This is a genomic window from Gluconacetobacter tumulicola (assembly GCF_014174215.1).
Lineage (GTDB): Bacteria > Pseudomonadota > Alphaproteobacteria > Acetobacterales > Acetobacteraceae > Gluconacetobacter > Gluconacetobacter tumulicola.
Genome location: NZ_JABEQL010000005.1, coordinates 113,117 through 136,258 on the forward strand (window position 1 = coordinate 113,117; position 23,142 = coordinate 136,258).

Consider the following 23,142-nt stretch of genomic DNA (forward strand, 5'->3'; position numbering starts at 1 on the left):
CCGGTCCGTGACGAAGGAGACCGCCATGACCTGTATCCGTTCGCATAAATCCGTCTTGTCGATCCTGCTGACGACCGTCGTGCTTGCCATCGCTGGTGCGTTTCAGGCTGCAGCGCAGACCACGCTTGCGGCTCCGCCGCCGGGCCATGCGGTGGCGACACCGGATAACGCCATCCTGCTGACCATCTTCCTCAAGCACGATGAAAGCCGGCCTTTGGGCGAACTGAACGCTCAGCTCGAACGTCAGGGTTTCTACAAGGCGTTTCCGCCCAGGGGCATCGAAGTCGTGAACTGGTATGTCATGATGGGAATCGGCCAGGTTGTAACCCTGCGTCTGTCGGCGTTCCGGCTGCGCGAAGTGAACCGCGTGATCGAGGATACCGCCTGGGGCGTCTATCATACCGAGTTTCATCCGACCTACGATTACAAGGCGATCGGGATTGCCCAGCATGAACACGCACAATGATCTCCGCCAGATCGCCGATCTCACCTCCCAGGACAAGACCGAGAGCGAGAACAGGCAGGCGTTGAATGCGATGCTGGCGCAAGGCGAACAAAGTGGCGTCAGCGCGTGGACGGTTCCGGAGATATTCGCTGCGGTGAAAGGAGCCGCAGGCGTCCAGAACCGGTAAGGGTCAGGCCGGTATCGTTGCGTCCGGCTGTGTGGGGGCGCAGGTGCCATCGGTCTTGGTCGGTGCCCCGATCGGCGCAACGACCTTTGTCTATCCTGTCCTGGCCCATGACCCCACGCCAGTGATTCCCATGTTGCGGCGTGTTCGATCGCCCGTCTTGACTGCTGGTTGCCATGAACCAGACCAAGATCCTCTGGGGTTCGGTGTGTGCCGTCGGCACCGTGATCCTCGCCTTCACCTGGGCCGCAACGCAGTGTACTGCCTGGCGGCTCGGCTTCCAGTCTCAGCTCGACGCTCCGTGGGTCACGCTGCTCGGCTGGCCGGTCTATTACCCGCCGGAATTCTTCTGGTGGTGGTTCGCCTACGACGCCTACGCTCCGGATATTTTCACCACTGGCGGTTACATCGCGGGGTCGGGCGGGATTGCCGCTGTCGTCGTCGCGATCACAATGTCCGTCTGGCGTGCCCGCGAGAAGAAGCGCGCCACCACTTATGGTTCGGCGCATTGGGCCGACCCGCGCGAAATCCGCCGCGCCGGACTGCTTTCGCCCGATGGCGTGGTGCTGGGCCGTTCGGCTGATACCTATCTCCGTCATGACGGGCCGGAGCATGTGCTGTGCTTCGCGCCCACCCGCTCCGGCAAGGGCGTCGGTCTGGTGGTGCCGACACTGCTGACCTGGCCGGGCTCGGCCATCGTCCATGACATCAAGGGCGAGAACTGGACGCTGACCGCCGGCTGGCGCTCCCGCTTCGGCCGGGTGCTGCTGTTCGATCCGACCAATCTGGCCAGTGCCGCCTACAATCCGCTGCTGGAAGTGCGGCGTGGCGAGCGCGAAGTCCGCGATGTGCAGAACATCGCCGACGTGCTGGTCGATCCCGAGGGAGCCCTTGAGAAACGGAACCATTGGGAGAAGACCAGCCACGCCCTGCTGGTTGGGACCATCCTGCATGTCCTCTACGCCGAGGAGGACAAGACCCTGGCCGGGGTCGCCAATTTCCTCTCCGACCCGAAACGCGCGATTGAGACCACCCTGCGCGCGATGATGACCACGCCCCATCTCGGGGCGAAAGGCGTGCATCCGGTGGTCGCCAGCTCAGCGCGGGAGTTGCTCAACAAGAGCGACAATGAGCGCTCGGGCGTGCTGTCCACCGCGATGTCGTTTCTGGGCCTGTATCGCGATCCGGTGGTGGCGCATGTGACACGGCGTTGCGACTGGCGGATCCGCGATCTCGTGGCCGACAGCCATCCGGCGACGCTGTATCTGGTGGTGCCGCCCTCAGACATCAGCCGCACCAAGCCGCTGGTTCGTCTGGTGCTGAACCAGATCGGCCGCCGGCTGACCGAGGAATTGGAGGCGAAGCGCCGCCATAGGCTGCTGCTGATGCTCGACGAATTCCCGGCGCTGGGGCGGCTGGATTTCTTCGAGAGTGCGCTGGCTTTCATGGCGGGCTATGGGATCAAGAGCTTCCTGATCGGACAAAGCCTGAACCAGATCGAGAAAGCCTATGGCCAGAACAACAGTATCCTCGACAATTGTCATGTCCGGGTCAGTTTCGCGACCAATGACGAACGGACCGCCAAGCGGGTGTCCGATGCGCTTGGCACTGCGACCGAGATCCGGGACGCCAAGAACTATGCCGGGCACCGGCTGTCGCCGTGGCTCGGGCATCTGATGGTGACGCGGCACGAAACCGCCCGGCCTTTGCTGACGCCCGGCGAGATCATGCAGCTTCCCCCTGACGAGGAACTGGTGCTGGTCTCGGGCTGTCCGCCGATCCGGGCGCGCAAGGCGCGGTATTTCGAGGATGCCGAAATGGCCGCGCGCATCGTCCCGCCACCCCGCTTCGAGCCGCCGCCGTCTCCGGAGGGAACGCCACCCACCGGACCGCAACCGCCGGGAGACTGGGCCGACGTGGTGCAGCCGACCACATCGCCCAGCGCGGATGATGACCCGGCCAATACGGGCATCCGCCGGGAGCCGGAATTGCCGGAACAGGAAGAGGTGGTGCAGGCACCGAGAAAGCCGGTCCATGAATTTGACCCACCCGAGGATGAGCCCGAGGATGATGCCGCACGAGCACAGCCCCTGCGACGCGGGACGCGGGCTCTCGCGCGGCAGGTGTCGCTCGATCCTGGCGACCGGATGGGGCTGTGACAGCGATGCGGATCAAACACACGATCCGGCTTCCGGCTGATCTCAGTGCCGGGCTTGCCGATTACGCTGCCCGCAAGAAGGTGCCGCAGGCGCTGATCGTGGAGACGGCGCTGGCGTCGTTCCTGTCGCCGGATGGGCCGGAACGGCTTGAAGGGGCGCTCGTCCGGCGCCTCGACCGGATGACGCGGCAGTTGGAGCGCATGGAGCGACGGGTGACGATCGCCAATGAATCGCTGGCCGTGTTCGTGCGGTTCTGGCTGACCAGCACGCCCCCGTTGCCGGACGCGGCCCTTGTTGCGGCACAGAGCAAGGGGCGGGAGCGGTATGACGGATTCATTGAAGCGGTCGGACGCCGGCTCGCCAGAGGGAAGACATTGGACGACGAGGTCAGGCTGGACCTGGGGCCTGTTGCGGAAGGACAGGGTACCTGAGCGGCTGGAGCATCTCGTAAATTTAGATCTATATTGAGGGCGATGAAGTGTCCGGTTCAAGATCAAAATTTAAAATGCGATTTTGGTGATAATTCCAGTGGTTTTCGACAGTCTTGTATTATCCTCGTCTTGCATTGTCAGTTCGAATGCCCCGCTCATGCCACACCCATTTCTGTGAGGAACCGCGAGCGAGCTTTGTTCCACCCAAGCATCCGGTCCGAAAACGTCATCGTTAGCGATTCCTCGGTGCGTGTGATTGCTACGAAGCAATTACGTCGTTCTTCCTGCATTTCCTTGCTCTGCGGTCCTTTTTTAACGGCCGCCCAACTGGGCAGCTGATCTTCGACCATGGCGATGAGATAGACGTGCCCAAACTCCATTCCCTTGGAAGCATGGATCGTGAAGCAAGGAACTGCACCCTTTGGCGGCGGCGACGTCTTCGATCTCATGTTCAGTTCTTGCAAAAGAACATTAAGGGTCGTCGCTGTGGCACCAAACTGCTGTTCGATCTCATCGACGAGCGAATGCCAAGTGGACCGCTCATCTGCATAATCGGCGAAATGGCCTTCCATGTCTGGAGCTATGTTTTGAACCAAGTCGAACCAGGGGAAAGACCCTTTGCAAAAAGTCCGAAAATCGAGTCTATCGATCAGAGGCGACAGAGAATGCTCTATATATGCTCGCGTAGCGTCGCTAAGGTTGTCGTGTTTCAGCGCTAGGTCAACGAAGGCACGCAAAGAGCTACCTTCAAAAGCTTGTGCGTTCGCGGCCACCGCTGCCGCATCGATCTGCAGGCCTTCCAGGATGTAAAACGCCTTAGTCAAACGCTGAATCTGCTCCCGATCCTGGGGGCTGTTTGCCAGACGCAACGCGGCATGAAGCCACCGTAACGGCGCACTTACGAACTCGTCCTTTCGCATCGCGAGGTAGGCTGAAACACCTTTGGCCGCCAGTTTTTCCACGGCTTTTTCTAATGCTTTGCGAGTGCGCGCCAGTACAACGCAACGAGCCTTTTCCACCTCGGGCTTAGATGCAATATCGGACGCAACCCATGCTAACTCATCATCGAAATCGGAAAACCGAAACACACGAATTGCTTGGTCAGTCGCCCCCGTTTTGAGAGCCAGCAGTCGGTCCTTGTTAGTTGAGCGCGATACATTGTGAGCGATTAAATTATTTGCAAGGTCAATGACGGCCGGAGGGCAGCGATAGTTGGCTGGCAGTTGAACTACGCTCATGCCAAAATCATTACGTAGGCCCAGAAGACGTTCGGGACTGGCACCATTCCATTGATAGATGATTTGATCGTCATCGGCGACGACGAAAAGGTTTCTATCATTATCGCCAACTAGTAATTTCATAAACGCATATTGCGATAAATTTGTATCTTGGAACTCATCGACACAAACATACTTGTATATTCGTTTTACTTGTTTGCATACCGCAGGATTATCCCTCACAAGTTTCAGCGCCTCGCCTATAAGCGAAGGAAAATCCAAACTGTTCGTCGCAATTAAGCAACGGCGGTATTGTTGATATATTAGACCGATTGCGTCGCGCCGGTCGTCCGGCAATGAGGTTAAGACGTTTTGTAGAACGTCGGGGGACACATCGTTCTCGGTAATTCGGCCAATCAGAGGCAATATGCGCTCGCCAGAATATTGTGATACATCAACATCAGTGACGCGACTGATTGCATCGTCCAACACTGCGATTCGCTCTCCGTCTTGGGCCAGAATGGTGAAGTCGGGCCGTAGACCGATCAGGTGGCCATGCTGCCGGAGAAGGTCGCCTGCGAATGAATGAAAGGTGGTTAGTAGAACCCGGTTGCCAGAACCAGGGACAAGCGCTTCAATGCGATTCCGCATTTCAGAAGCGGCCTTATTTGTAAAAGTAAGTGCCAAGATGCGGAAATGATCGCTGCTGGATTGCTCCAGCAAGCATGCGATCCGCTTGGTGAGAACGGTCGTCTTCCCCGACCCTGGGCCGGCTAGTACGAGAAGGGGACCGCCGTTCCATCGGACAGCTTCTAACTGCCGATCGTTTAATGTAGACAGGTCAACCATCATGCACCTTCCTTGGCTGCAATGAGTGCCTGATCGATCACGTTCTTGATGACCTGGGGCACTGCTGGAGGGCCAGCGTCCTCCAACGCATCGATGACAGGCAATATTCTTGTCGGCTTGCCTTTATCTGGCTGCAGCTTATTGACAACGTGTTCCCAGTATTGCTCAGTTCCGTGAGTATGAGGGTTGGGGTTGGCCGCAAGTTTCTGGGGAGACACGGAGGCTGCGTATAAGTGACCATAGCCGTGCAGACATAGTAATGTCTCAATGTCATAAGTCGGAAGTTGAACAATGTGCTCGTCGACATTTCGACCATTCAAAAGACCTCGTGCGGTCGCGACATATTTGCCTCCTGCTGCATCCCCATCTGCCACAACGATCCAGCTGATACCGAGTTGGTCTGCAAGCCGGATGAACGGGGCAACACCCAGTTCCACAAACTTAAAGCAGCAGATTCCCTCTCCGAATAAGTCGTGACCTAAGATGCGCGCACATTCTTGGAAGACGGTTTCGTCAGTTTCACCTTCAACCAGTATCCAAACTTTCGCAAACAAAAAGCCCCCGCGATGGCGGCGGACATGATGGTCCAAGCGCTTTAACTCGAGTTCGTCAATTGCTCCGTCCGCTATCTGGAACGCCTTTACATCCCCATCGACACGACGAAGCCGGCGCAGCGCTTTTAATGGCACGGCAGCCAGAAGATCACCCGAATGGGTTGTGATGATCTTTTGGCCGGAAAATCCCGCGAGCATCCGGCCCACTGACCGCACGGCAGCGGGGTGTAGATGGGCTTCAGGCTCTTCTAGAGTTAAGATTGGTATCGCGCCCTCGCCATACTCACCAACTAGGCGCGCATCCAAGAAGGCGTCGAAAAGGCAGATGACGGCGAGGCTCTGCGTTCCTTCTCCATGCTGACCCAACGGCAGCGCTGCACCTGAAACACCGGAAAGCATTACTTGCGTCTTTGCTAAGATATCAAATACCCGACTTGGAAGCGCTTCAATACTTACAGGCGCACTGCCTCCCCCTAGCGGAACCAGAGTGGCGGATTTCGCCAGTCTTTGTTTGACGGATTCGAAACCCGTATGGGCGTCTAAGACCCGCTGGTTTAGGGCAGCAATTTCCTCCTCTATCTCAGCCCGGATTGCCGGATCAATCTTAAGTGCCTTGACAAATGGTCCCCAAAAGGGAGCCCCCGGCCGGAATTCCTTTGCCGCATCTCTCAGGGCTGCCAAGTAAAAGGCAGGAATAATTTGCTGGAGCCTTCGCCCAGCATTCGGGTTGGAAGGGTAGGGATTTCCAGCCGGGTCAAGAAATTCGAAGTTAGAAACGAAAATATCCAACGCGTCGTCATATTTCCCTGTAAGACGAACAGTAATAGTCTGGAGCCCGTCCGTTCCGATGCCTACAACGGGACCAAGTTGCTGGACTTTGGCCTCAGGCCATTCATCCGCGGAGGTCTCGCTGAATGTCAACTTTATTTCGATCGGATCGGCATCTGTGGGCTCCCTTCCCACTCCGAGATGATAGTCGTATTCGGTGAATACGCCAGACCTACGGCTCAGCGTCCGGCTAAGCACTGCATGAATCGCGTTCAGAACCGTCGATTTTCCGGTATTGTTGGATCCGAAGATCACCGTCGTCTCATCTAGATTGAGAGATAGGTGCGTGACGCCACGAAAATTCTTGATTTCCAACTTACGAATGAACATCGAGCAGCCTTATCTATTCCTTCATTGCCGTCTGGCGTCCACCGGAGGCGGCCCCCAATCAGACCGCCTTCTTTAGCACCGGACTCGCTTTGAATCGCACGGTCTTGCCGGCCTTGACCTTCACCGGCTCCCCGGTGCGGGGATTGAGCGCCTTGCGGGCCTTGGTCTTGTGAACGGTGAAGGTCCCGAAGGACGGTAGCGTGAACCCGCCCTCCTGCTTCAGTTCGGCGACAATGGCCCCGACCAGGTCATCGGCGGCCTTGGTGGCGGCAACGCCGGTGCAGTCGAGGGAGTCCTGAAGAACAGCGGCAATGAAAGCTTTGCTCATGCGGGCGCGGGTCCGTGTGGTGGCCGATTCCGGAAACGGTAGCAGTGCCCTTTCGTCCCGTCACCGCCCAAACGGCGACACACCCCTATGCAAGTTCTTCTATCCCAGCCCCCTACACCCATCAGACACTTGTTGCGCTTCCGTGTTCATGGCTCTTTCTAATCGATCCCGCTGATCCACCGCCTCCCTTGGGAGGCCAATCACGGGTTTCCGATGACCGTTGCGCCTTTCCGCTCCGAAGCCGTCGCTCGAGGCACGCGCATGCTGCGCACCGCCCTGGGGCCGGCGATTGCCGGGCACCTCGACGATCCGTCGATCGCCGAAGTAATGCTCAATCCCGACGGCCGGCTGTGGATCGACCGCCTGGCTGGCGGGATGGAGGACACCGGCACCCGGATCGCGCCGGCCGATGCCGAACGGATCGTCCGCCTGGTCGCCCATCACGTCGGAGCCGAGGTGCATCCGGGCAGCCCGCGCGTCTCTGCCGAACTGCCGGGAAGCGGGGAACGGTTCGAGGGGCTGGTGCCCCCGGTGGTGGCAGCACCCTGCTTTGCCATCCGGCGTCCCGCCGTCGCGGTGTTCTCGCTCGACGATTATGTGGCCGCCGGGATCATGACCGCCGCGCAGGCCGCGTTTCTGCGCCGCGCCGTCGCCGAGCGGAAGAACATCCTGGTCGCCGGTGGCACCTCCACCGGCAAGACCACGCTGGTCAACGCCCTGCTGGCCGAGATCGCGCGGACCGGCGACCGGGTGGTGCTGATCGAGGACACCCGCGAACTGCAATGCGCGGCCCCCAATTTGGTCGCCCTGCGCACCAGGGACGGCGCGGCGTCACTCTCCGACCTGGTGCGCTCCTCGCTGCGCCTGCGTCCCGACCGGATTCCGATCGGCGAGGTGCGCGGCGCCGAAGCGCTCGACCTGCTCAAGGCCTGGGGCACCGGCCACCCCGGCGGTGTCGGCACCCTGCATGCGGGTTCCGCCATCGGTGCCCTGCGTCGGCTGGAGCAGTTGATCCAGGAAGCCGTCGTCACCGTGCCGCGCGCCCTGATCGCCGAGACCATCGATGTGATCGCGGTGCTGTCCGGGCGCGGCAGCGCGCGCCGGTTGGCCGAACTCGCCACCGTCCGGGGCCTGACCCCGGACGGGACCTACATCCTTGCACCCGCCGGAGATCCGTCATGACAAGCATGATCGCCCTGCGTCGCCGCTTTGCCGTGGCCGGCGCCACACTCTCGCTCGCCCTGCTGTCGGCCCCGGCCTACGCCTCGGGATCGAGCATGCCGTGGGAAACCCCGCTCAACGAGATCCTGGAATCCGTGCAGGGGCCGGTGGCCAAGATCATCTCGGTGATCATCATCACCGTGACCGGTCTGACCCTGGCCTTTGGGGAGACCTCGGGCGGCTTCCGCCGCCTGATCCAGATCGTCTTCGGCCTGTCGATCGCCTTTGCCGCGTCCAGCTTCTTCCTGTCCTTCTTCTCCTTCTCCGGCGGGGCGCTGATCTGATGGAGCCGGACGCCATCCCCGGCTTCACGGCCCCGGTGCATCGCGCCCTGATCGAGCCGATCCTGCTCGGCGGGGCGCCGCGCACGGTGGCGATCGTCAATGGCACGCTGTCGGCGGCAATCGGGCTCGGGCTGCGGCTATGGATCGCCGGCGGCATCTTCTGGCTGGTCGGCCACCTTGCCGCCGTCTGGGCGGCCAAACGCGATCCCGCCTTCGTCGACGTGGTGCGGCGACATCTGCGCTATCCCACCCATCTGGTCGGGTGAGCGCGCCATGCTGAATCTCGCCGAATACCGCCATCGCCGCGATCGGCTGGCCGATTTCCTGCCCTGGGCGGCGCTGGTCGCCAAGGGCGTGGTGCTGAACAAGGATGGCGCCTTCCAGCGCACCGCGCGCTTTCGCGGTCCCGATCTGGACTCCTCGACTGCCTCGGAACTGGTCGCCATCACGTCACGGCTGAACAACGCCCTGCGCCGTCTCGGCTCCGGCTGGGCCATTTTCGTGGAGGCACAGCGCCGTCCGGCACGGGGCTATCCGGCCAGCCCGTTTCCCGACCCGGCGTCCGAACTGGTCGACGCCGAACGCCGGGCGCAGTTCGAGGAAGAGGGCGCGCATTACGAGAGCCATTATTTCCTGACCCTGGTCTGGCTACCGCCGGCGGACGACGCCGCCCGCGCGGAAGCCTGGCTTTACGAGAACCGCGCCTGTGGCGGCTCCGGTTGGCAGGCGGTGGTCGCGGGTTTCATCGATCAGACCGATCGAATGCTGGCCCTGCTCGACGGCTTCATGCCGGAGGCCGACTGGCTCGATGACGGCGAGACCCTGACCTATCTCCATTCATGCATCTCTACGCACATGCAGCGGGTCCGGGTGCCCGAAATTCCGATGCATCTCGACGCGATCCTGGTCGACGAGGAACTGACGGGCGGCTTGGAACCACGCCTGGGCGACGCCCATTTGCGCACGCTCACCGTGACCGGTTTCCCGACCCAGACTTGGCCGGGGCTGCTCGACGAGCTGAACCGGCTGGCCTTTCCCTATCGATGGGCGACGCGTGCGATCTGCCTTGACCGCACTGACGCAACGAAGGTGCTGGGCCGGATCCGGCGGCAATGGTTCGCCAAGCGCAAATCGATCATGGCCATCCTCAAGGAGGTGATGACCAACGAGGCCTCGGTGCTGCTGGATTCCGATGCCGCCAACAAGGCCGCCGATGCCGATGCTGCCCTGCAGGAACTCGGCACCGACCAGGTCGGCCAAGCCTATGTCACCGCCACCGTGACCGTATGGGACGAGGATCCGACCGTCGCCGCCGACCGGCTGCGTCTGGTGGAGAAGACCATCCAGGGCCGCGACTTCACCTGCATGCGCGAGAGCGTCAATGCCCTCGAAGCGTGGTTCGGCAGCCTGCCGGGCCATGTCTATGCCAATGTCCGCCAGCCCTGTGTCTCGACCCTGAATCTCGCGCATATGATTCCGCTCTCCGCGGTATGGGCCGGGCCGGAGCGGGACGGGCATTTTGACGCTCCGCCGCTGTTCTATGCCCGCACCGAAGGCTCGACCCCATTCCGCTTTGCCCTCCACGTCGGCGATGTCGGCCACACGCTGGTCGCCGGGCCGACCGGTGCCGGCAAGTCCGTGCTGCTGGCCTTCATGGCGATGCAGTTCCGCCGCTACGCCGGGGCGCGGATTTTTGCCTTCGATTTCGGTGGCTCGATCCGCGCGGCAACGCTGGCAATGGGTGGCGACTGGCATGATCTCGGCGGCGCGTTGGCGCAGGACGGGAACGAACCGGTCGCGTTGCAGCCGCTGGCGCGGATCGACGAGCCGGGCGAACGGGCCTGGGCGGCGGAATGGGTGGCGAGCCTGCTGGAGCGCGAGGGCGTCGCGGTTACCCCCGACCTCAAGGAGCATCTGTGGTCGGCGCTGACCTCGCTGGCCTCGGCCCCGGTCGCGGAACGCACCATCACCGGCCTGTCGGCGCTGCTCCAGTCGCTGGCGTTGAAGCAGGCGTTGCAGCCTTATTGTGTCGGCGGCCCGTGGGGCAGTCTGCTCGACGCCGAGCATGAGCGGCTGGGCCTGGCCGATATCCAGTCCTTCGAGATCGAGGGGCTGATCGGCTCGGGTGCTGCGTCCGCCGTGCTGTCCTATCTGTTCCACCGCATCGAGGATCGCTTTGACGGCAGGCCGACGCTGCTGATCATCGACGAGGGCTGGCTGGCACTGGATGATCGCGCCTTCGCCGGACAGCTCCGGGAATGGCTGAAGACGCTCCGCAAGAAGAACGCCTCCGTCATCTTCGCCACCCAGTCGCTGGCCGATATCGACGCCAGTCCAATCGCGCCGGCGCTGATCGAGAGCTGCCCGACGCGGGTGTTCCTGCCCAACGACCGGGCGCTGGAGCCGCAGATCACCGCGATCTATCGCCGGTTCGGCCTGAACGACCGCCAGATCGAGATCCTCAGCCGGGCCACGCCCAAGCGCGATTATTACTGCCAGTCCCGTAGAGGCAACCGGCTGTTCGATCTCGGCCTGTCCGAGGTGGCGCTGGCCTTCACTGCCGCGTCGTCGCCCGACGACCAGGCCGCCATCGACCGGATCTTTGCCCGGCACGGGCGCGACGGGTTCGCGGCGGCCTGGCTGGCGCACAGGGGCGTGGACTGGGCGATCGAAATGCTCAGGCTGGGAGAACCATCATGAGAAATTCGTTGATCTACAAAGCAGCGTTGGTAGCTGGGTTTGGCGCCCTGTCATCCATCGCCGTGAGCGTCCCGGCCCATGCGCAATGGGCCGTCTATGACGGTGCCGCCCATGTCCAGACAGTGCTGATCGCGGCGCGGGAATTGCAGCAGGTCAACCAGCAGGCGCAGAGCCTGCTCAACGAGGCGACCATGCTGGAGAACCAGGCCCGCAACCTCGCCAATCTGCCGCTCTCGGTACTGGCGCCGCTGGAGCAATCAATCGAAGCGACCGAGCAGATCGTCGGCCAGGCGCAGGGGCTCTCCTATAACCTGACCAGCATCGATCAGGCCTTCAGCCAGACCTATCCCCAGGCGCTGGGTAGTCCGACCTCCGCGGCGCAGATGGCCGCCGATGCCCAGACGCGATGGCAGAACGCACGGGGCGCCTATCAGGACGGGCTGCGCGTGCAGACCGGCGCGGTGCAGAATCTCGATGCGACGCGCAGCCAGATCGACAGTCTGGTCACGTCGAGCCAGGCGGCGAGCGGCGCCTTGCAGGCCGCGCAATCGGGCAATCAGCTTACCGCGCTGCAGACGCGCCAGCTTGCCGACCTCACCGCGGTCGTCACGGCGATGGGCCGCGCCCAGGCGCTGGACGGCGCGCGGCAGGTCGAGAGCGAGGAGCAGGGCCGGGCACAACTGGCGAATTTCCTCAATTACGGGGCCGGCTACACGCCCGGTACCGCGCAGATGTTCCACTGATGCGCGGGTTACGTCTCTCCCCGCCGATCATCTTCCGGCTCGTTGCCGTCGGGCTGGTCGTTCTGATCCTGGTCGCCGCGAGCCTGCATCTCCGGCACGTGCCCCGTGACGTCGAGGTGCCCGATCTCGGGCCGCCGGGATTGCGTGACCGCTTGGCTGCCGGTCTGGCGCGCTGCCAGGCGCTCGGCATGAAGGCCGACGGCGATCCGGCTTGTGCTGCGATCTGGACCGAGAACCGCAAGTGCTTCTTCGAACCCGACGCGGCACGGTGACGCCATGCAGCAGGGCACCGGCGTCATCGACAATTTCCTTGCCATCTTCACCCAGTATATCGATTCCGGCTTCGGTCTGGTGCAGGGCGACGTCCACTGGTTGGCCGCGACCCTGATCGCACTCGACATCACGCTGGCGGGGCTGTTCTGGGCGCTGGCACCGGATGAGGATGTGCTGGCGCGGCTGATCCGCAAGACCCTGTTCATCGGCCTGTTCGCCTTCATCATCGGTGACTTCAACGGGCTGGCAAAGATCATCTATGAATCCTTCGCCGGCCTTGGCATCGAGGCAGGCGGTGGCCATCTCACCCAGGCGCAACTGCTCCAGCCGGGGCGGCTGGCGCAGGTCGGCATCGATGCCGGCAAGCCGATCCTGACCGCGATCTCCTCGCTGGTCGGCTTCGTCGCCATCTTCAACAACGCGATCGAGATCGCGGTATTGCTGATCGCCTGGCTGATCGTGGTCATCAGCTTCTTCGTCATGGCGATCCAGCTTTTCGTGGCGCTGATCGAGTTCAAGCTGACCACCCTCGCCGGGTTCGTATTGGTGCCGTTCGGCCTGTTCGGCCGCACCGCCTTCCTCGCCGAGAAGGTGCTGGGCAACGTGGTGTCGTCTGGGATCAAGGTGCTGATGCTGGCGGTCATCGTCGGCATCGGCTCGACGGTATTCGGCCAGTTCACCAGCGGTTTCAACGACCCGCCCACCATCAATGATGCGCTGACCCTGATCCTCGCTTCCCTGACCTTGCTCGGCCTGACTGTGTTCGGCCCGGCATTGGCCAATGGGCTGATCGCCGGTGGTCCGCAGTTGGGTGCGGGCTCCGCTGTCGCCACGGCGGCCGGGGTCATCGGTGCTGGTGTGGCCGCCGCATCAGGGGCCGGTCTTGCCGTGGGCGCTGCGGCGGCCGCTGTGCGTGGTGGCGCCTTTGTCGCCGGAGGTGCCTCCGCCGCCTATCGGGCGGGCGGCGCGGCAGGTGTGGCCAAAACCGGACTGTCCGCTGCCGCCAGCCCGCTGCGCCGCGCGGCGGCCGGTGTTCGCACCAGCTATCAGGCCGGCGGGGCGGCCGCGACCGGCGGCGCTGGTGGTGCGACCGCTTCGGGTGCTGGCGGTGGAGGGAGTGCGGCCGGCAAGCCGCCGGCCTGGGCCAGCCGGATGCAGCGCAACAACCGGATCAAGGGCGGGGCGGACGCCGCCGCGCAGGCGATCAAGGGCGGCGACCGGCCCAGCGGCGGCCACGACGTCGATCTCTCGGAAGGAGAATAGCCATGTTCCGCCGCCCCACTGTGCGTTTCGGCAAAACACCGGAACCCGAGACGCCCTATCACAAGGCCGGACAGGTCTGGGACGACCGCATCGGCTCGGCCCGCGTCCAGGCCCGGAACTGGCGGCTGGCCTTCTTCGGCTGTCTCGCTTTGAGCGGCGGCCTGGCCGCCGGACTGGTCTGGCAGTCGCTGCGCGGCACCGTCACCCCTTGGGTGGTGCAGATCGACCATCTCGGCCAGGCGCAGGCCGTCGGTCCGGCGACGGCTGCCTATCGGCCGACCGATCCGCAGATCGCCTGGTATCTGGCGCGCTTCATCTCCGAGGTGCGCGGCATCCCGGCCGATCCGGTGGTGCTGCGGCAGAACTGGCTCGACGCCTATAACTACGTCACCGACCGCGGCGCGCTGGCCCTGAACGATTATGCCCGCACCAGCGATCCGTTCAGCCGGCTCGGCAAGATGCAGGTGGCGGTCGAGATCGCCAGCGTCATCCGCGCTTCCGACGACAGCTTCCGGGTGGAATGGGTCGAGCGCCGCTATGTCGACGGCGCGCTGGCCGCGACCGAGCGCTGGAGCGCGATCCTGACCATCGCAGTCCATACCCCCACCGATGCCGAACGGCTGCGCAAGAACCCGCTCGGCATCTACATCCACGCCTTCAACTGGTCCAGGGAACTCGGCTGATGCGCACCCTCAACACCATCGCGCCGTTCATGATCCTGCTGGCGCCCCTTGCAGCCTGCTCCTCATGGAAGCCGCCTGCCATCAAATACGACGATACGCCCCGGCAGGCGGTTCTTACGCCTGACCCGCCCAAGCCGGTGCAGGTGGTGGCACTCCCCGAGCCCTTGCCGCTGCCGGGGCAGCTCAAGCCGATCCCGTATCGGCATGCGGCCCCGGACCCGACGGATCCCCATCAGCGGGTCGAGCGCGCCAACAGTGCGGCGCGGATCCAGCCGACGCGGGCCGGCTATCTCAATGCGATCCAAGTCTATCCGTTCTCCGAGGGCGCGCTCTATCAACTCTACGCGGCACCAGGCGAAATCACCGATATTGCGCTACAGTCGGGCGAGAAGCTGGTCGGTTCCGGACCGGTCGCCGCGGGTGATACAGTACGCTGGATTATTGGTGACACCGAGAGCGGGGCAGGAGTAACGAAAAGGATTCATATCCTGCTCAAGCCGACCCGCCCGGACCTGACCACCAACCTGGTCATCAATACCGACCGGCGGACCTATCATCTGGAACTGCGCTCCGACGAGCGGACCTACATGGCCTCGGTGTCCTGGGACTATCCACAGGACCAGATCGTCGCCCTGCGCGGCCAGGATCGTGATGCGGACCTCACGACGCCAGTCGCGACCGGCGTCGATCTCGACGCGCTGAATTTCCGCTACCGGATCGAGGGCGACGAGGTGCCGTGGCGGCCATTGCGGGCCTTCGATGACGGGCGGCAGGTGTTCATCGAGTTTCCGACCGGGATCGCCCAAGGGGAGATGCCGCCCCTGTGGGTGATCGGCCCGCAGGGCGACGGTCAGTTGGTGAACTATCGGGTGCGCGGCAATCGGATGATCGTCGATCGTCTGTTTGCGGCGGCCGAACTGCGGCTGGGGGCCAAGCACCAGCAGGTGGTGCGGATCGTCCGCACTGACGGGTCGCGGCGGTCATGAGCGAGAGCGCCGAGACGCCAGCGTCCCCCATCAGACCGCCGGGTGAGATGCGGCTGCGGATAACGCGGCCGCCGGTCACGCGGCTGTCGCGCAAGGTGATCCTCGGCCTGTCGGTCATCGCCGTGGGCGGCATCGGCGGCGCGCTCTATCTGGCGCTGAAGCCGGCACCACCGAAGAGCAATGCCGAACTCTACAATACTGGTAATCGTACCACGCCGGACGGGTTGGCCAATCTGCCGGGAGACTATAGCCATCCGCCGCGCCTCGGGCCTCCGCTGCCCGGTGATCTCGGCCGGCCGCTGCTCAAGGCGGGCGTAGGTGCCCCCGGCATGGCGACACCGGCGGCGCCGGCCGATCCGGAGAAACAGCGCATCGCCCAGGAGCAGGAAGCGGCGCGGGTCAGCCATCTGTTCACCCAGACGCAGATGGGCCGGGATATCGCAGCGCCGGCGACATCGGGCGCGACCACAGTCCAACCTAGCGTTGCTCCTGCCGATCGCAAGCAGGCATTCCTCGATGGCCCGGTTGACCACCGCACCGTCAGCGCTGAACGGCTTGCACCGTCCCCCAGCCCCTATGTGCTTCAGACGGGTGCGATCATACCCGGTGCGCTGATCACCGGCATCCGTTCGGACCTGCCGGGCGAGGTCACCGCCCAGGTCACAGAGAACGTCTATGACTCTCCGACCGGACATATCCTGCTGATCCCGCAGGGGGCGAAGCTGATCGGCCGCTATGATTCCCAGATCGCGTATGGCCAGACGCGCGTGCTGCTGGTCTGGACCCGGCTGATGCGCGGAGCCAGGGATTCGATCGTGCTGGAGAACGAGCCGGCCGCCGATGCCGCAGGATTCGCCGGATTGCAGGACCAGACCGACAACCATTGGGGCGAGGTGTTCAAGGCCGCCCTGGTCTCGACGATGCTGAGCGTGGGCTCCGAGGCTGACATCAGCGGCGGCAATGGCATTGCCCAGGCCCTGCGCACTGGCGGGTCGCAGGGCTTCAACCAGATCGGCGAGCAGATCGTCGGGCGCTCGCTGAATATCCAGCCCACAAACATCATTCGGCCGGGCTTTCCGGTGCGGGTGATGGTGCATCGCGATCTGGTGCTCACTCCCTACGGACAGGAGGCATCCCGATGACGAAACTCAGGCTTGGGCCGATCGCGGATGACAAACCGGTGCGGCTCACCGTGGAACTTCCTGCTGCCGTGCATCGCGATCTGATGGATTATGCGCGCCTGCTCGCGCATGAAAGTGGTCAGGCCGAGATTGCGCTTGCGAAGCTGATCCCACCGATGCTTTCACGCTTCATGGAAGGGGATAGGGCCTTTTCCAAAGCCAGACGCCTTCGAATCAGCGCTGCCGAACAAAATCGCGGATAAAGGCAACGAAACGGCCCGTAACCGCATCTTGGCGATCGGCATCCCAGCCGAGGCGAATGGGCAGGTGGGCATTACTTTCCCGCAGCGGCCGGAAAATGATACCTGGAAAGCCTCGTTCCGCCTGACTCTGAACGGCAAGTGTTACGCCATACCCGGCGCTCACCAACGCGAACACGGATTGCTTTCCCGCAGGATGCGTTTCAATCGTCACATCCTTGCCGAGAATCTCCAGATAATGGTCCCTTACGCTATGATCGCGCCCCCAGTCCTGGACCAAGAAAGTCTCGTTTCGCAATTGTCCCCGCGTGATACTCGGGTATTGATGCAGAGAGTGTTCACTCGACAGCGCCACCATCAAGTTCTCGCTGCAAAACGGAAGTGATTCAATCGCTCCGGATTTGGCAAAAGGCGTGGAAAAGATCACATCCACACGACGGCGAAACAGGGCGGATCGAAGGTCTCGTGTTCCCATCTCGTAAAAAATTACTCTTATGTCGGGATGTTTCGACTTCCAGACCGATAACGCAAGCCTGAACTGGACACCGACCGGGGGGAGCAGGGTACCGACCCGAACGACTCCGCGGCGACCTGTTCCAAGCATCTGGCATAAGGCTTTGACTTCATCCAGATCATCAAGCAGCGTGACGATTCTCTGGAACAGCAAGTCACCGGCTGCCGTCAGGCGAACGCCGACGTGGCTTCGCTCCAGTAAGGTAACGCCAAACTCATCTTCGAGTCTGTCGATAGCACGTGTAAGCGTGGAAACGGCAACGCCAAGAATACTGGAAGCCCGAGTAAGACTTCCAGCTTCGACAGTAAGTTTGAAATATTCAAGATTGGTGCTGTGCATGTGGTGGGGGTTGATGAAAAATTTGACCGTTTTCTCTCGAACAAGAAGGGCCGTAATGGCAAAAAATTAGAAGCGAGGTGGCGGCTGCGCTGGAAGGCACCTTGGCCGGAAGTGTAGTGATTATCCCCCAGCAGCCGATCAGGTCCTCTTTCAATTGGCTTCTCAAGCCTCTTGATTAACTGAGTTGGATGTTGGAGAGGTCAATAGAGACGACGAGCGGCTCGGTATTAAAGGTTGCGTCAGGCTGACGAGCATAGATCCGACGCTTGGTCGGAAATTTGATACCCGAGACTTCGATATAGCCATCAACGATATGCGCGCCTGGCGTGTTACCGGCTATCTCGACATCGTAGTCGTGTCGTTTCAGCAGGCCCTCGCTGTCGAAATAGAGTGTCTGCACCGTGCTGTGCGTTGCGATATCTGCGGGAAAGCTCACGGCAAGGCGGCGCCACTTGCCGCTCTCCGTCGGCCACGGTTCCAGTTCTTCCGTCTCGACTCCCGGCCAGGCTAGCAGGAATGGGACGTTGAAATAGGTCCACATCGCGCAACCCGCAAAATAGGCGAGTTGCAGATCAGACCATGGCGTCTGCAACGTGTGGTCAGAAAAGCTTTTCCTCGGATCAAGCAATTCTTCAAGAACTGTTCCGTCTTCGGATTCCAAGCTGACACGATCCGGCGTGAAATGGGAACGTCGATTTTCGGCACCGAAGGGGGCGTGGGAGGCCCACTCGCTCTTAAGGCCCACCGTGACGTTGGTCTTCTCAAGGGTTAGGGCCTGCCCTTTTAAGGGCCACAGGACCCCACCTTGAATGAGATCGGCAGAGACCTGCTCGAACTGCTGCCAGCGATTGAGACCACCATGAGCTTCGATGACTAAGTCCTTGAGGTCCTGCATGTAGTGCGCTCCTGTGAGAGCCGCGTAAAATTATGCGGCATGTCTCATTGAGGCTAGAGGGCCGGTGCTAATGGCCGAACGACTTAGATGCCTTGATTCCGGCCACAACGGACCGCTGCCAGTCATGTTCATATTCGGCGCTTAAGCCTCAGGTGCGGTGGATTGACCGGATTTTCTGGCTAGGGGCCACGTCTGCATGCAGATCCGGCCGATTTCCTGCAGCTTCTCTCGCGATGCACCGTTGCGCACTTGCGCCGCCATCCCGCGTGCCGGCGAACTGAGGAATACCGCCAATCCCTCGACATCCGTATCTGCCGGCAGGTCTCGTAGCTGCGCCTGGCCAGGTGCGCACGGGGTATCGGACACCGAGATCATGCACCCCGCCTGCAGGTTCTCGCGCATGAACTCGGTCGTCTTCTGGTACGACTGATCCTTGCTGCCGAAGGCATTGTAGAGGTTCGATGAGCTGATTCCCGTCACCGCGGTCAGTTCGTCGAAGCGGGCGCCCTCATAGCCACGGTCCCAGAACAAGCGCATGGCCGTGCACAGGGCCTAGTCCCGGTTGAAGGATTGTGGCCGGCCCCGGCCACGCAGTTCACCGTCGATTTTGTTTGGTGTCATCACCCATAAATCCTTGAACGCGAAACCGCGCACCTCAATATGGCGAATGCCGGAGCGGCCGCTCCATATTTAAACCCACCCGTTTTCGCAATCCGGGCATAACGAGCGTTCGCGTCGTCGCCCCAGTCATACAGGCACAAAGTTCATGAGCAGGATTTCGGGAAAAGTCGCAATTACAACTGGCGCATCCAGGAGGATCGGCGCAGGGATTGCCGAGGCGCTTGCGGCGGAAGGCGTCGCAGTGGTTGTCAACGACGCTTCTAGCAAGGTGGTCCCGCATGTCCTTTCATGGAGTCGCGCTCAACGGGGCCGCGATGCCGGGCGATAAAGGAACCGCGAATACCACGGTGGTAGAGCGCGTGAGATCGGCTCATCGCCCCCCTCCCGATCCCACACGCTGACAGGTTGCAAAGGAATGAAAGATGACTAACCTCGCGGTCACATCTCAATCGATTGCCGTCGATCACATCAGAATCGTATGTAGGAAAGCCTTCGACCAGGTCCGGGCCGCCCTGGCAGCCGAGCTGCCGGAACTCGATGCGCAGATCATCCCAGCGCTAGCAAGCGGAGACCGAACCACTATCGAAGATTACGAAAAGCGCGGTCCTAAGCTTTTTATATTCCTCGAGCGCAACCACGGAGCTCTTCTCAAGTCAACCGCTGAAAAAAGGAACGCGGTTCAGTACGAGATCGGCAACCCGATCACCGCTGCAACGATGACCTGCCATCAACTTGGCGCCTCGCTCTACGCACCTTTACGGGTCGCCTTGTACGAGATGGAGAACGGGGAGGCGGTCTTCGAATACGACCGCCCTTCGTCATTGTTCGGCCAGTTCCACGATGAGCGTGTGCGGCAAGTTGGCCTTTATCTCGACCGCGAACTCGAGGCAGTGCTTCTTCGGGCTGCCAGCTAAAGCGCAGCGAGCGGTCCGGCATCATTGCGAATTGCTCTTGGGACCTCGCCATGCACACGTGCAAACGCCACGCGCATTCGCTCACGGTTCGCGAATCCCACTTCGCGGGCTATGACCTCGATCGAAAGCCGACTCTGCGCCAGCATTAGCTTCGCGGCTTCGACCCTCAGCGCCTCGATAGCCTTCGCCGGTGTGGTGCCGGTTTCGGACCGGAACAGCCGTGTGAACTGTCGGGGACTGAGGCAAGCGACCGCGGCCAGATCATCGATCGTCAGGCTTTGGGCGAGATTTCGGCGCGCATGGTTCAGCGCTCGTTGAACCCTGTCCTCGTTGGTGCCGAGGTCCAACAAAGTGGAATGCTGCGATTGTCCGCCAGAGCGACGATGATACATGACCATCCCCTTGGCGACTGAACGGGCAACTTCTGGGCCGTGATCGCGCTCTATCATGCCAACGACGAGGTCCGTTCCTGCCGTCATGCCTGCCGACGTCCAGATCGGCCCATCCGAGATGAAGATCTTGTCCATATCGACATTGCAGTCGGGAAAGCGATCTTGCAACGCCTGCGCATAGCGCCAATGTGTCGTAGCTCGTCGGCCGTTGAGCAAGCCCGCATCGCCCAGGACAAACGAGCCCAGACAGATGGCGGCGACCCGACGCGCGTCGCGGGCAGCGGCGCGAAGCAGCCGGACCAATCCAGGCGACGATGTCGGTATCTCGAGCCCTGCGGCGACGATTAGCGTGTCATAGGGTGCGTCGTCGAACGGGTCCGTCATGACCTGCATGCCCGACCACGAGGTGACCAGCCCACCTTCCTCCGAGAGGACTCGCATGTCGTAGAGCCTCTTGCCCGCCTGCTTGTTGGCGACGTCGAACGCCGCGACGCCCCCGAAGCAGGCGGGTTGGAAATTCGGACAGAGGACTAAGCCGATCTTCATACTTTCTCCGCGACGGTAACTCCCGCCTTGATAGCTGTTCCAGCGACGCTTCGCCACGATCATGGCCGAAATCACGGCATCTACGTCCTGTCGGCCTCGAGTGGCCACTGATAGCGCTCTGACAGATCCTCTGACGCTGGAGCTTTGATGTCGAGCCATCCGACGACATACGTTGCTGTCCAGGCGATTGCGCCGGGACAACTTGAACTGACGCAAAAGCCTCTTGTCGATCCCGGCAGCGGCCAGGTCCGCCTGCGCGTCGAGGCCTGCGGCGTCTGCCACTCTGATGCTGCGACAGTTGAGGGAGCTTTTCCGATCGCATGGCCACGTGTTCCGGGCCATGAAGCCGTGGGCGTCATCGATGCGATCGGGAGCAACGTCGAGGGATGGACGCTCGGGCAGCGTGTCGGCGTGGGCTTCCTCGGTGGCAGTTGCGGATATTGCGCGGAGTGCCGCGGCGGTGATCTCGTCAATTGCCGGAACCAGGAGTTCACCGGTGTTCATCATGACGGGGGCTACGCACAGTATATGCTCGCGCGAGCCAGTGGCCTCGTGTTGATCCCCGATGGCCTCGCCTCGGAAGACGCCGCTCCGCTGCTCTGCGCCGGACTGACGACCTTCAGCGCGCTCCGGAACTCTCCGGCAAAAGCCGGCGACCTCGTTGCTATAATCGGCATCGGCGGATTGGGACATCTCGCCGTGCAATTCGCCCGGCGCATGGGCTTCGAGGTCGTGGCGATCGGGCGCGGGCCGGATAAGGCTGATCTCGCAGGAAAGCTCGGCGCCCACCATTATATCGACAGTTCCGGCGTCGGCGTTGCTTCGGCGCTGCAGAAGCTGGGGGGCGCCAAGCTTGTCCTCGTCACCGCGTCAGGTGGCAAGGCCGTGGCCGATGCGGTGAAGGGGCTTCGTCCACGCGGCAGGATCATTGCGCTCGGTGCTTCTTCCGAACCCGTAGAGATCGCAACCTCCGACCTTCTATTCGGCGGCCGCTCAGTGGAGGGCGCCCTGACCGGTGATCCTGCCACCGCCGACGCCACATTGCGCTTCAGTTCGCTGGCCGGCGTCGCCGCCATGATCGAGACGATGCCGCTGGAGCGCGCCCCAGAAGCCTATCGCAAGATGATGGCGGGGGCTGCCCGCTTCCGCATCGTCCTCACCATGTAGATGCGCTGCCAATCATCCGGATCGATTCCGCCTCGTGCGAGGCAGTTCACAAAGGCAAAGCCATGTCACTCGAAACTGCGAGAACAGAACATTTGGACATCGGCGATGTCCGCTTCGCCTTCCGCCGCCTCGGTGCGACCGCAGGGACACCACTCCTCCTGCTACAGCATTTCACGGGAACGATGGATTCCTGGGATCCAGAAGTGGTCAATTGCATTGCGGAATCGCGTCCAGTCATCGCGTTCAACAATCTTGGCATCGGTAGTTCGACCGGCCGGACGCCCGATACGGTGGAACAGATGGCGGCGGATGCCAGATCGTTCATTCAGGGCCTTGACCTGCCGACGGTCGACCTTCTCGGCTTCTCCCTTGGCAGCATGCTCGCTCAGGTCCTCGCTGCGCAGCACCCCGACTTGATCCGCAAAATCATCATCGCCGGCGCAGCGCCACGCGGGGGGGAAGAGCACTTGGTCGAAGTCGTTGGTGAGGCTTTTGCCGTAGCCGGGCCGGATGTGCGGCTGCCGTTGTTCTTCACACCCACAGAAGAAAGCCAGCGTGCCGGGCGGGCCTTTGTTGCCCGGGCAATGGCCCGCAAGGAAAATCGTGATCCGGACGGCGGTGACGATATCAGCGAGCCTCAGGCGAAGGCAATCATCGGCTGGTGCGCCAGCAAGGAGGAAGACCAGGCAACGCTCCGCGCTATCGCGCAGCCTGCGCTGGTCGTCCACGGCAGCGACGATACCATGTTCCCGAGCATCAACGCCTACAACATGTTTAAGGCGATGAGGAACGCTCAGCTCCTCCTCTATCCGGACGCGGGGCACGGCGCGCTGTTCCAGTATCCTGAGAGATTCGTCACTCATTGCCGAACATTCCTGGACGAGTGAGAAAAAAG

The 23,142-nt window shown here is 62.1% G+C and carries 25 protein-coding genes; 18 read left to right on the forward strand and 7 right to left on the reverse strand.

From position 1 onward, the window contains the following. Positions 1 to 25 precede the first annotated feature (25 nt). The 4 genes from HLH29_RS05435 to HLH29_RS05450 all read left to right on the forward strand — a co-directional run bounded on the left by HLH29_RS05435 (position 26) and on the right by HLH29_RS05450 (position 3,219). The gene (locus HLH29_RS05435; RefSeq protein ID WP_182964940.1) at positions 26 to 466 is read left to right on the forward strand and encodes a hypothetical protein; all 441 of its coding nucleotides are present in this window, start codon (positions 26 to 28) and stop codon (positions 464 to 466) included. Beyond that, positions 450 to 632 (forward strand): hypothetical protein, encoded by a 183-nt coding sequence (locus tag HLH29_RS05440; protein ID WP_182964941.1) that lies wholly within the window; start codon positions 450 to 452, stop codon positions 630 to 632. Before HLH29_RS05435 ends, HLH29_RS05440 begins: the two co-directional genes overlap by 17 nt. A 173-nt stretch (positions 633 to 805) precedes the next feature. After that, a complete protein-coding gene (locus tag HLH29_RS05445) occupies positions 806 to 2,788 on the forward strand; it encodes a conjugal transfer protein TraG (RefSeq protein ID WP_182964942.1) in 1,983 nt (660 codons plus the stop codon). A gap of 5 nt (positions 2,789 to 2,793) precedes the next feature. After that, positions 2,794 to 3,219, forward strand: a complete 426-nt coding sequence (locus HLH29_RS05450) for a CopG family transcriptional regulator (protein WP_182964943.1) — start codon at positions 2,794 to 2,796, stop codon at positions 3,217 to 3,219. A 155-nt stretch (positions 3,220 to 3,374) separates the two neighbouring features. Here the strand turns inward: HLH29_RS05450 and HLH29_RS05455 are convergent, their stop codons facing one another. From HLH29_RS05455 to HLH29_RS05465, 3 genes are read right to left on the reverse strand one after another with little or no spacing between them, the layout of a single operon-like run. After that, positions 3,375 to 5,288 (reverse strand): ATP-dependent helicase, encoded by a 1,914-nt coding sequence (locus tag HLH29_RS05455; RefSeq protein WP_182964944.1) that lies wholly within the window; start codon positions 5,286 to 5,288, stop codon positions 3,375 to 3,377. Continuing rightward, on the reverse strand, positions 5,285 to 6,997 hold the full coding sequence (locus HLH29_RS05460; RefSeq protein WP_182964945.1) for an ATP-dependent nuclease: 1,713 nt from the start codon (positions 6,995 to 6,997) through the stop codon (positions 5,285 to 5,287). The genes HLH29_RS05455 and HLH29_RS05460 overlap by 4 nt, the downstream gene beginning before the upstream one ends. A gap of 58 nt (positions 6,998 to 7,055) precedes the next feature. Continuing rightward, a complete protein-coding gene (locus HLH29_RS05465; protein WP_182959353.1) occupies positions 7,056 to 7,325 on the reverse strand; it encodes an HU family DNA-binding protein in 270 nt (89 codons plus the stop codon). A gap of 213 nt (positions 7,326 to 7,538) precedes the next feature. Here HLH29_RS05465 and trbB point away from each other — a divergent pair, with 213 nt between their 5' ends. Genes trbB through HLH29_RS05520 form a run of 11 tightly spaced genes read left to right on the forward strand, consistent with a single transcriptional unit; the run spans position 7,539 to position 16,862 of the window. Next, positions 7,539 to 8,507 (forward strand): P-type conjugative transfer ATPase TrbB, encoded by a 969-nt coding sequence (gene trbB / locus HLH29_RS05470; RefSeq protein ID WP_182964946.1) that lies wholly within the window; start codon positions 7,539 to 7,541, stop codon positions 8,505 to 8,507. Then, complete coding sequence (locus tag HLH29_RS05475) at positions 8,504 to 8,830, forward strand: TrbC/VirB2 family protein (protein WP_025829632.1); 327 nt, start codon at positions 8,504 to 8,506, stop codon at positions 8,828 to 8,830. Before trbB ends, HLH29_RS05475 begins: the two co-directional genes overlap by 4 nt. Further along, positions 8,830 to 9,096 carry a VirB3 family type IV secretion system protein gene (locus tag HLH29_RS05480; RefSeq protein WP_114726164.1) on the forward strand — a complete coding sequence of 89 codons (267 nt, stop codon included), beginning with the start codon at positions 8,830 to 8,832 and terminating at the stop codon, positions 9,094 to 9,096. The genes HLH29_RS05475 and HLH29_RS05480 overlap by 1 nt, the downstream gene beginning before the upstream one ends. A 7-nt stretch (positions 9,097 to 9,103) precedes the next feature. Next, positions 9,104 to 11,530: a conjugal transfer protein TrbE gene (gene trbE / locus HLH29_RS05485; RefSeq protein ID WP_182964947.1), complete on the forward strand. Its 2,427-nt coding sequence runs from the start codon at positions 9,104 to 9,106 to the stop codon at positions 11,528 to 11,530. Then, positions 11,527 to 12,273, forward strand: a complete 747-nt coding sequence (gene trbJ / locus HLH29_RS05490; RefSeq protein ID WP_182964948.1) for a P-type conjugative transfer protein TrbJ — start codon at positions 11,527 to 11,529, stop codon at positions 12,271 to 12,273. Before trbE ends, trbJ begins: the two co-directional genes overlap by 4 nt. Continuing rightward, complete coding sequence (gene trbK-alt / locus HLH29_RS05495; RefSeq protein WP_182964949.1) at positions 12,273 to 12,545, forward strand: putative entry exclusion protein TrbK-alt; 273 nt, start codon at positions 12,273 to 12,275, stop codon at positions 12,543 to 12,545. The genes trbJ and trbK-alt overlap by 1 nt, the downstream gene beginning before the upstream one ends. Positions 12,546 to 12,549: 4 nt before the next feature. After that, positions 12,550 to 13,809: a P-type conjugative transfer protein TrbL gene (gene trbL, locus HLH29_RS05500; RefSeq protein ID WP_182964950.1), complete on the forward strand. Its 1,260-nt coding sequence runs from the start codon at positions 12,550 to 12,552 to the stop codon at positions 13,807 to 13,809. Between the two features lie 2 nt (positions 13,810 to 13,811). Then, positions 13,812 to 14,492, forward strand: coding sequence for a conjugal transfer protein TrbF (gene trbF, locus HLH29_RS05505; protein ID WP_182964951.1), 681 nt, complete (start codon positions 13,812 to 13,814; stop codon positions 14,490 to 14,492). After that, complete coding sequence (trbG, locus tag HLH29_RS05510) at positions 14,492 to 15,478, forward strand: P-type conjugative transfer protein TrbG (RefSeq protein ID WP_182964952.1); 987 nt, start codon at positions 14,492 to 14,494, stop codon at positions 15,476 to 15,478. Before trbF ends, trbG begins: the two co-directional genes overlap by 1 nt. Next, positions 15,475 to 16,620, forward strand: coding sequence for a TrbI/VirB10 family protein (locus HLH29_RS05515; RefSeq protein WP_182964953.1), 1,146 nt, complete (start codon positions 15,475 to 15,477; stop codon positions 16,618 to 16,620). The genes trbG and HLH29_RS05515 overlap by 4 nt, the downstream gene beginning before the upstream one ends. Beyond that, positions 16,617 to 16,862 carry a DUF2274 domain-containing protein gene (locus HLH29_RS05520; RefSeq protein ID WP_182964954.1) on the forward strand — a complete coding sequence of 82 codons (246 nt, stop codon included), beginning with the start codon at positions 16,617 to 16,619 and terminating at the stop codon, positions 16,860 to 16,862. The genes HLH29_RS05515 and HLH29_RS05520 overlap by 4 nt, the downstream gene beginning before the upstream one ends. Here the strand turns inward: HLH29_RS05520 and HLH29_RS05525 are convergent. The 3 genes from HLH29_RS05525 to HLH29_RS05535 all read right to left on the reverse strand — a co-directional run bounded on the left by HLH29_RS05525 (position 16,834) and on the right by HLH29_RS05535 (position 19,144). Beyond that, positions 16,834 to 17,712, reverse strand: coding sequence for a LysR family transcriptional regulator (locus tag HLH29_RS05525; RefSeq protein WP_182964955.1), 879 nt, complete (start codon positions 17,710 to 17,712; stop codon positions 16,834 to 16,836). The genes HLH29_RS05520 and HLH29_RS05525 overlap by 29 nt on opposite strands. A gap of 175 nt (positions 17,713 to 17,887) precedes the next feature. After that, positions 17,888 to 18,607, reverse strand: coding sequence for a hypothetical protein (locus HLH29_RS05530; RefSeq protein WP_182964956.1), 720 nt, complete (start codon positions 18,605 to 18,607; stop codon positions 17,888 to 17,890). Positions 18,608 to 18,748: 141 nt separating this feature from the next. After that, positions 18,749 to 19,144, reverse strand: a complete 396-nt coding sequence (locus HLH29_RS05535; RefSeq protein ID WP_182964957.1) for a TetR/AcrR family transcriptional regulator — start codon at positions 19,142 to 19,144, stop codon at positions 18,749 to 18,751. Between the two features lie 506 nt (positions 19,145 to 19,650). Between HLH29_RS05535 and HLH29_RS05540 the strand changes: the two genes are divergently transcribed. Continuing rightward, on the forward strand, positions 19,651 to 20,142 hold the full coding sequence (locus HLH29_RS05540; protein ID WP_182964958.1) for a DUF302 domain-containing protein: 492 nt from the start codon (positions 19,651 to 19,653) through the stop codon (positions 20,140 to 20,142). Here HLH29_RS05540 and HLH29_RS05545 read toward each other — a convergent pair. Continuing rightward, entirely contained in the window at positions 20,139 to 21,143 is a 1,005-nt protein-coding gene (locus HLH29_RS05545) for a GlxA family transcriptional regulator (RefSeq protein ID WP_246373826.1), read from the reverse strand. The two genes, HLH29_RS05540 and HLH29_RS05545, sit on opposite strands and share 4 nt — an antisense overlap. Positions 21,144 to 21,227: 84 nt before the next feature. Between HLH29_RS05545 and HLH29_RS05550 the strand changes: the two genes are divergently transcribed. Together HLH29_RS05550 and HLH29_RS05555 are read left to right on the forward strand one after the other, a co-directional pair. Next, complete coding sequence (locus HLH29_RS05550) at positions 21,228 to 22,247, forward strand: alcohol dehydrogenase (RefSeq protein ID WP_182964959.1); 1,020 nt, start codon at positions 21,228 to 21,230, stop codon at positions 22,245 to 22,247. 62 nt (positions 22,248 to 22,309) lie between these two features. Beyond that, entirely contained in the window at positions 22,310 to 23,134 is an 825-nt protein-coding gene (locus tag HLH29_RS05555; RefSeq protein WP_182964960.1) for an alpha/beta fold hydrolase, read from the forward strand. The last annotated feature ends 8 nt before the right edge of the window (positions 23,135 to 23,142 follow it).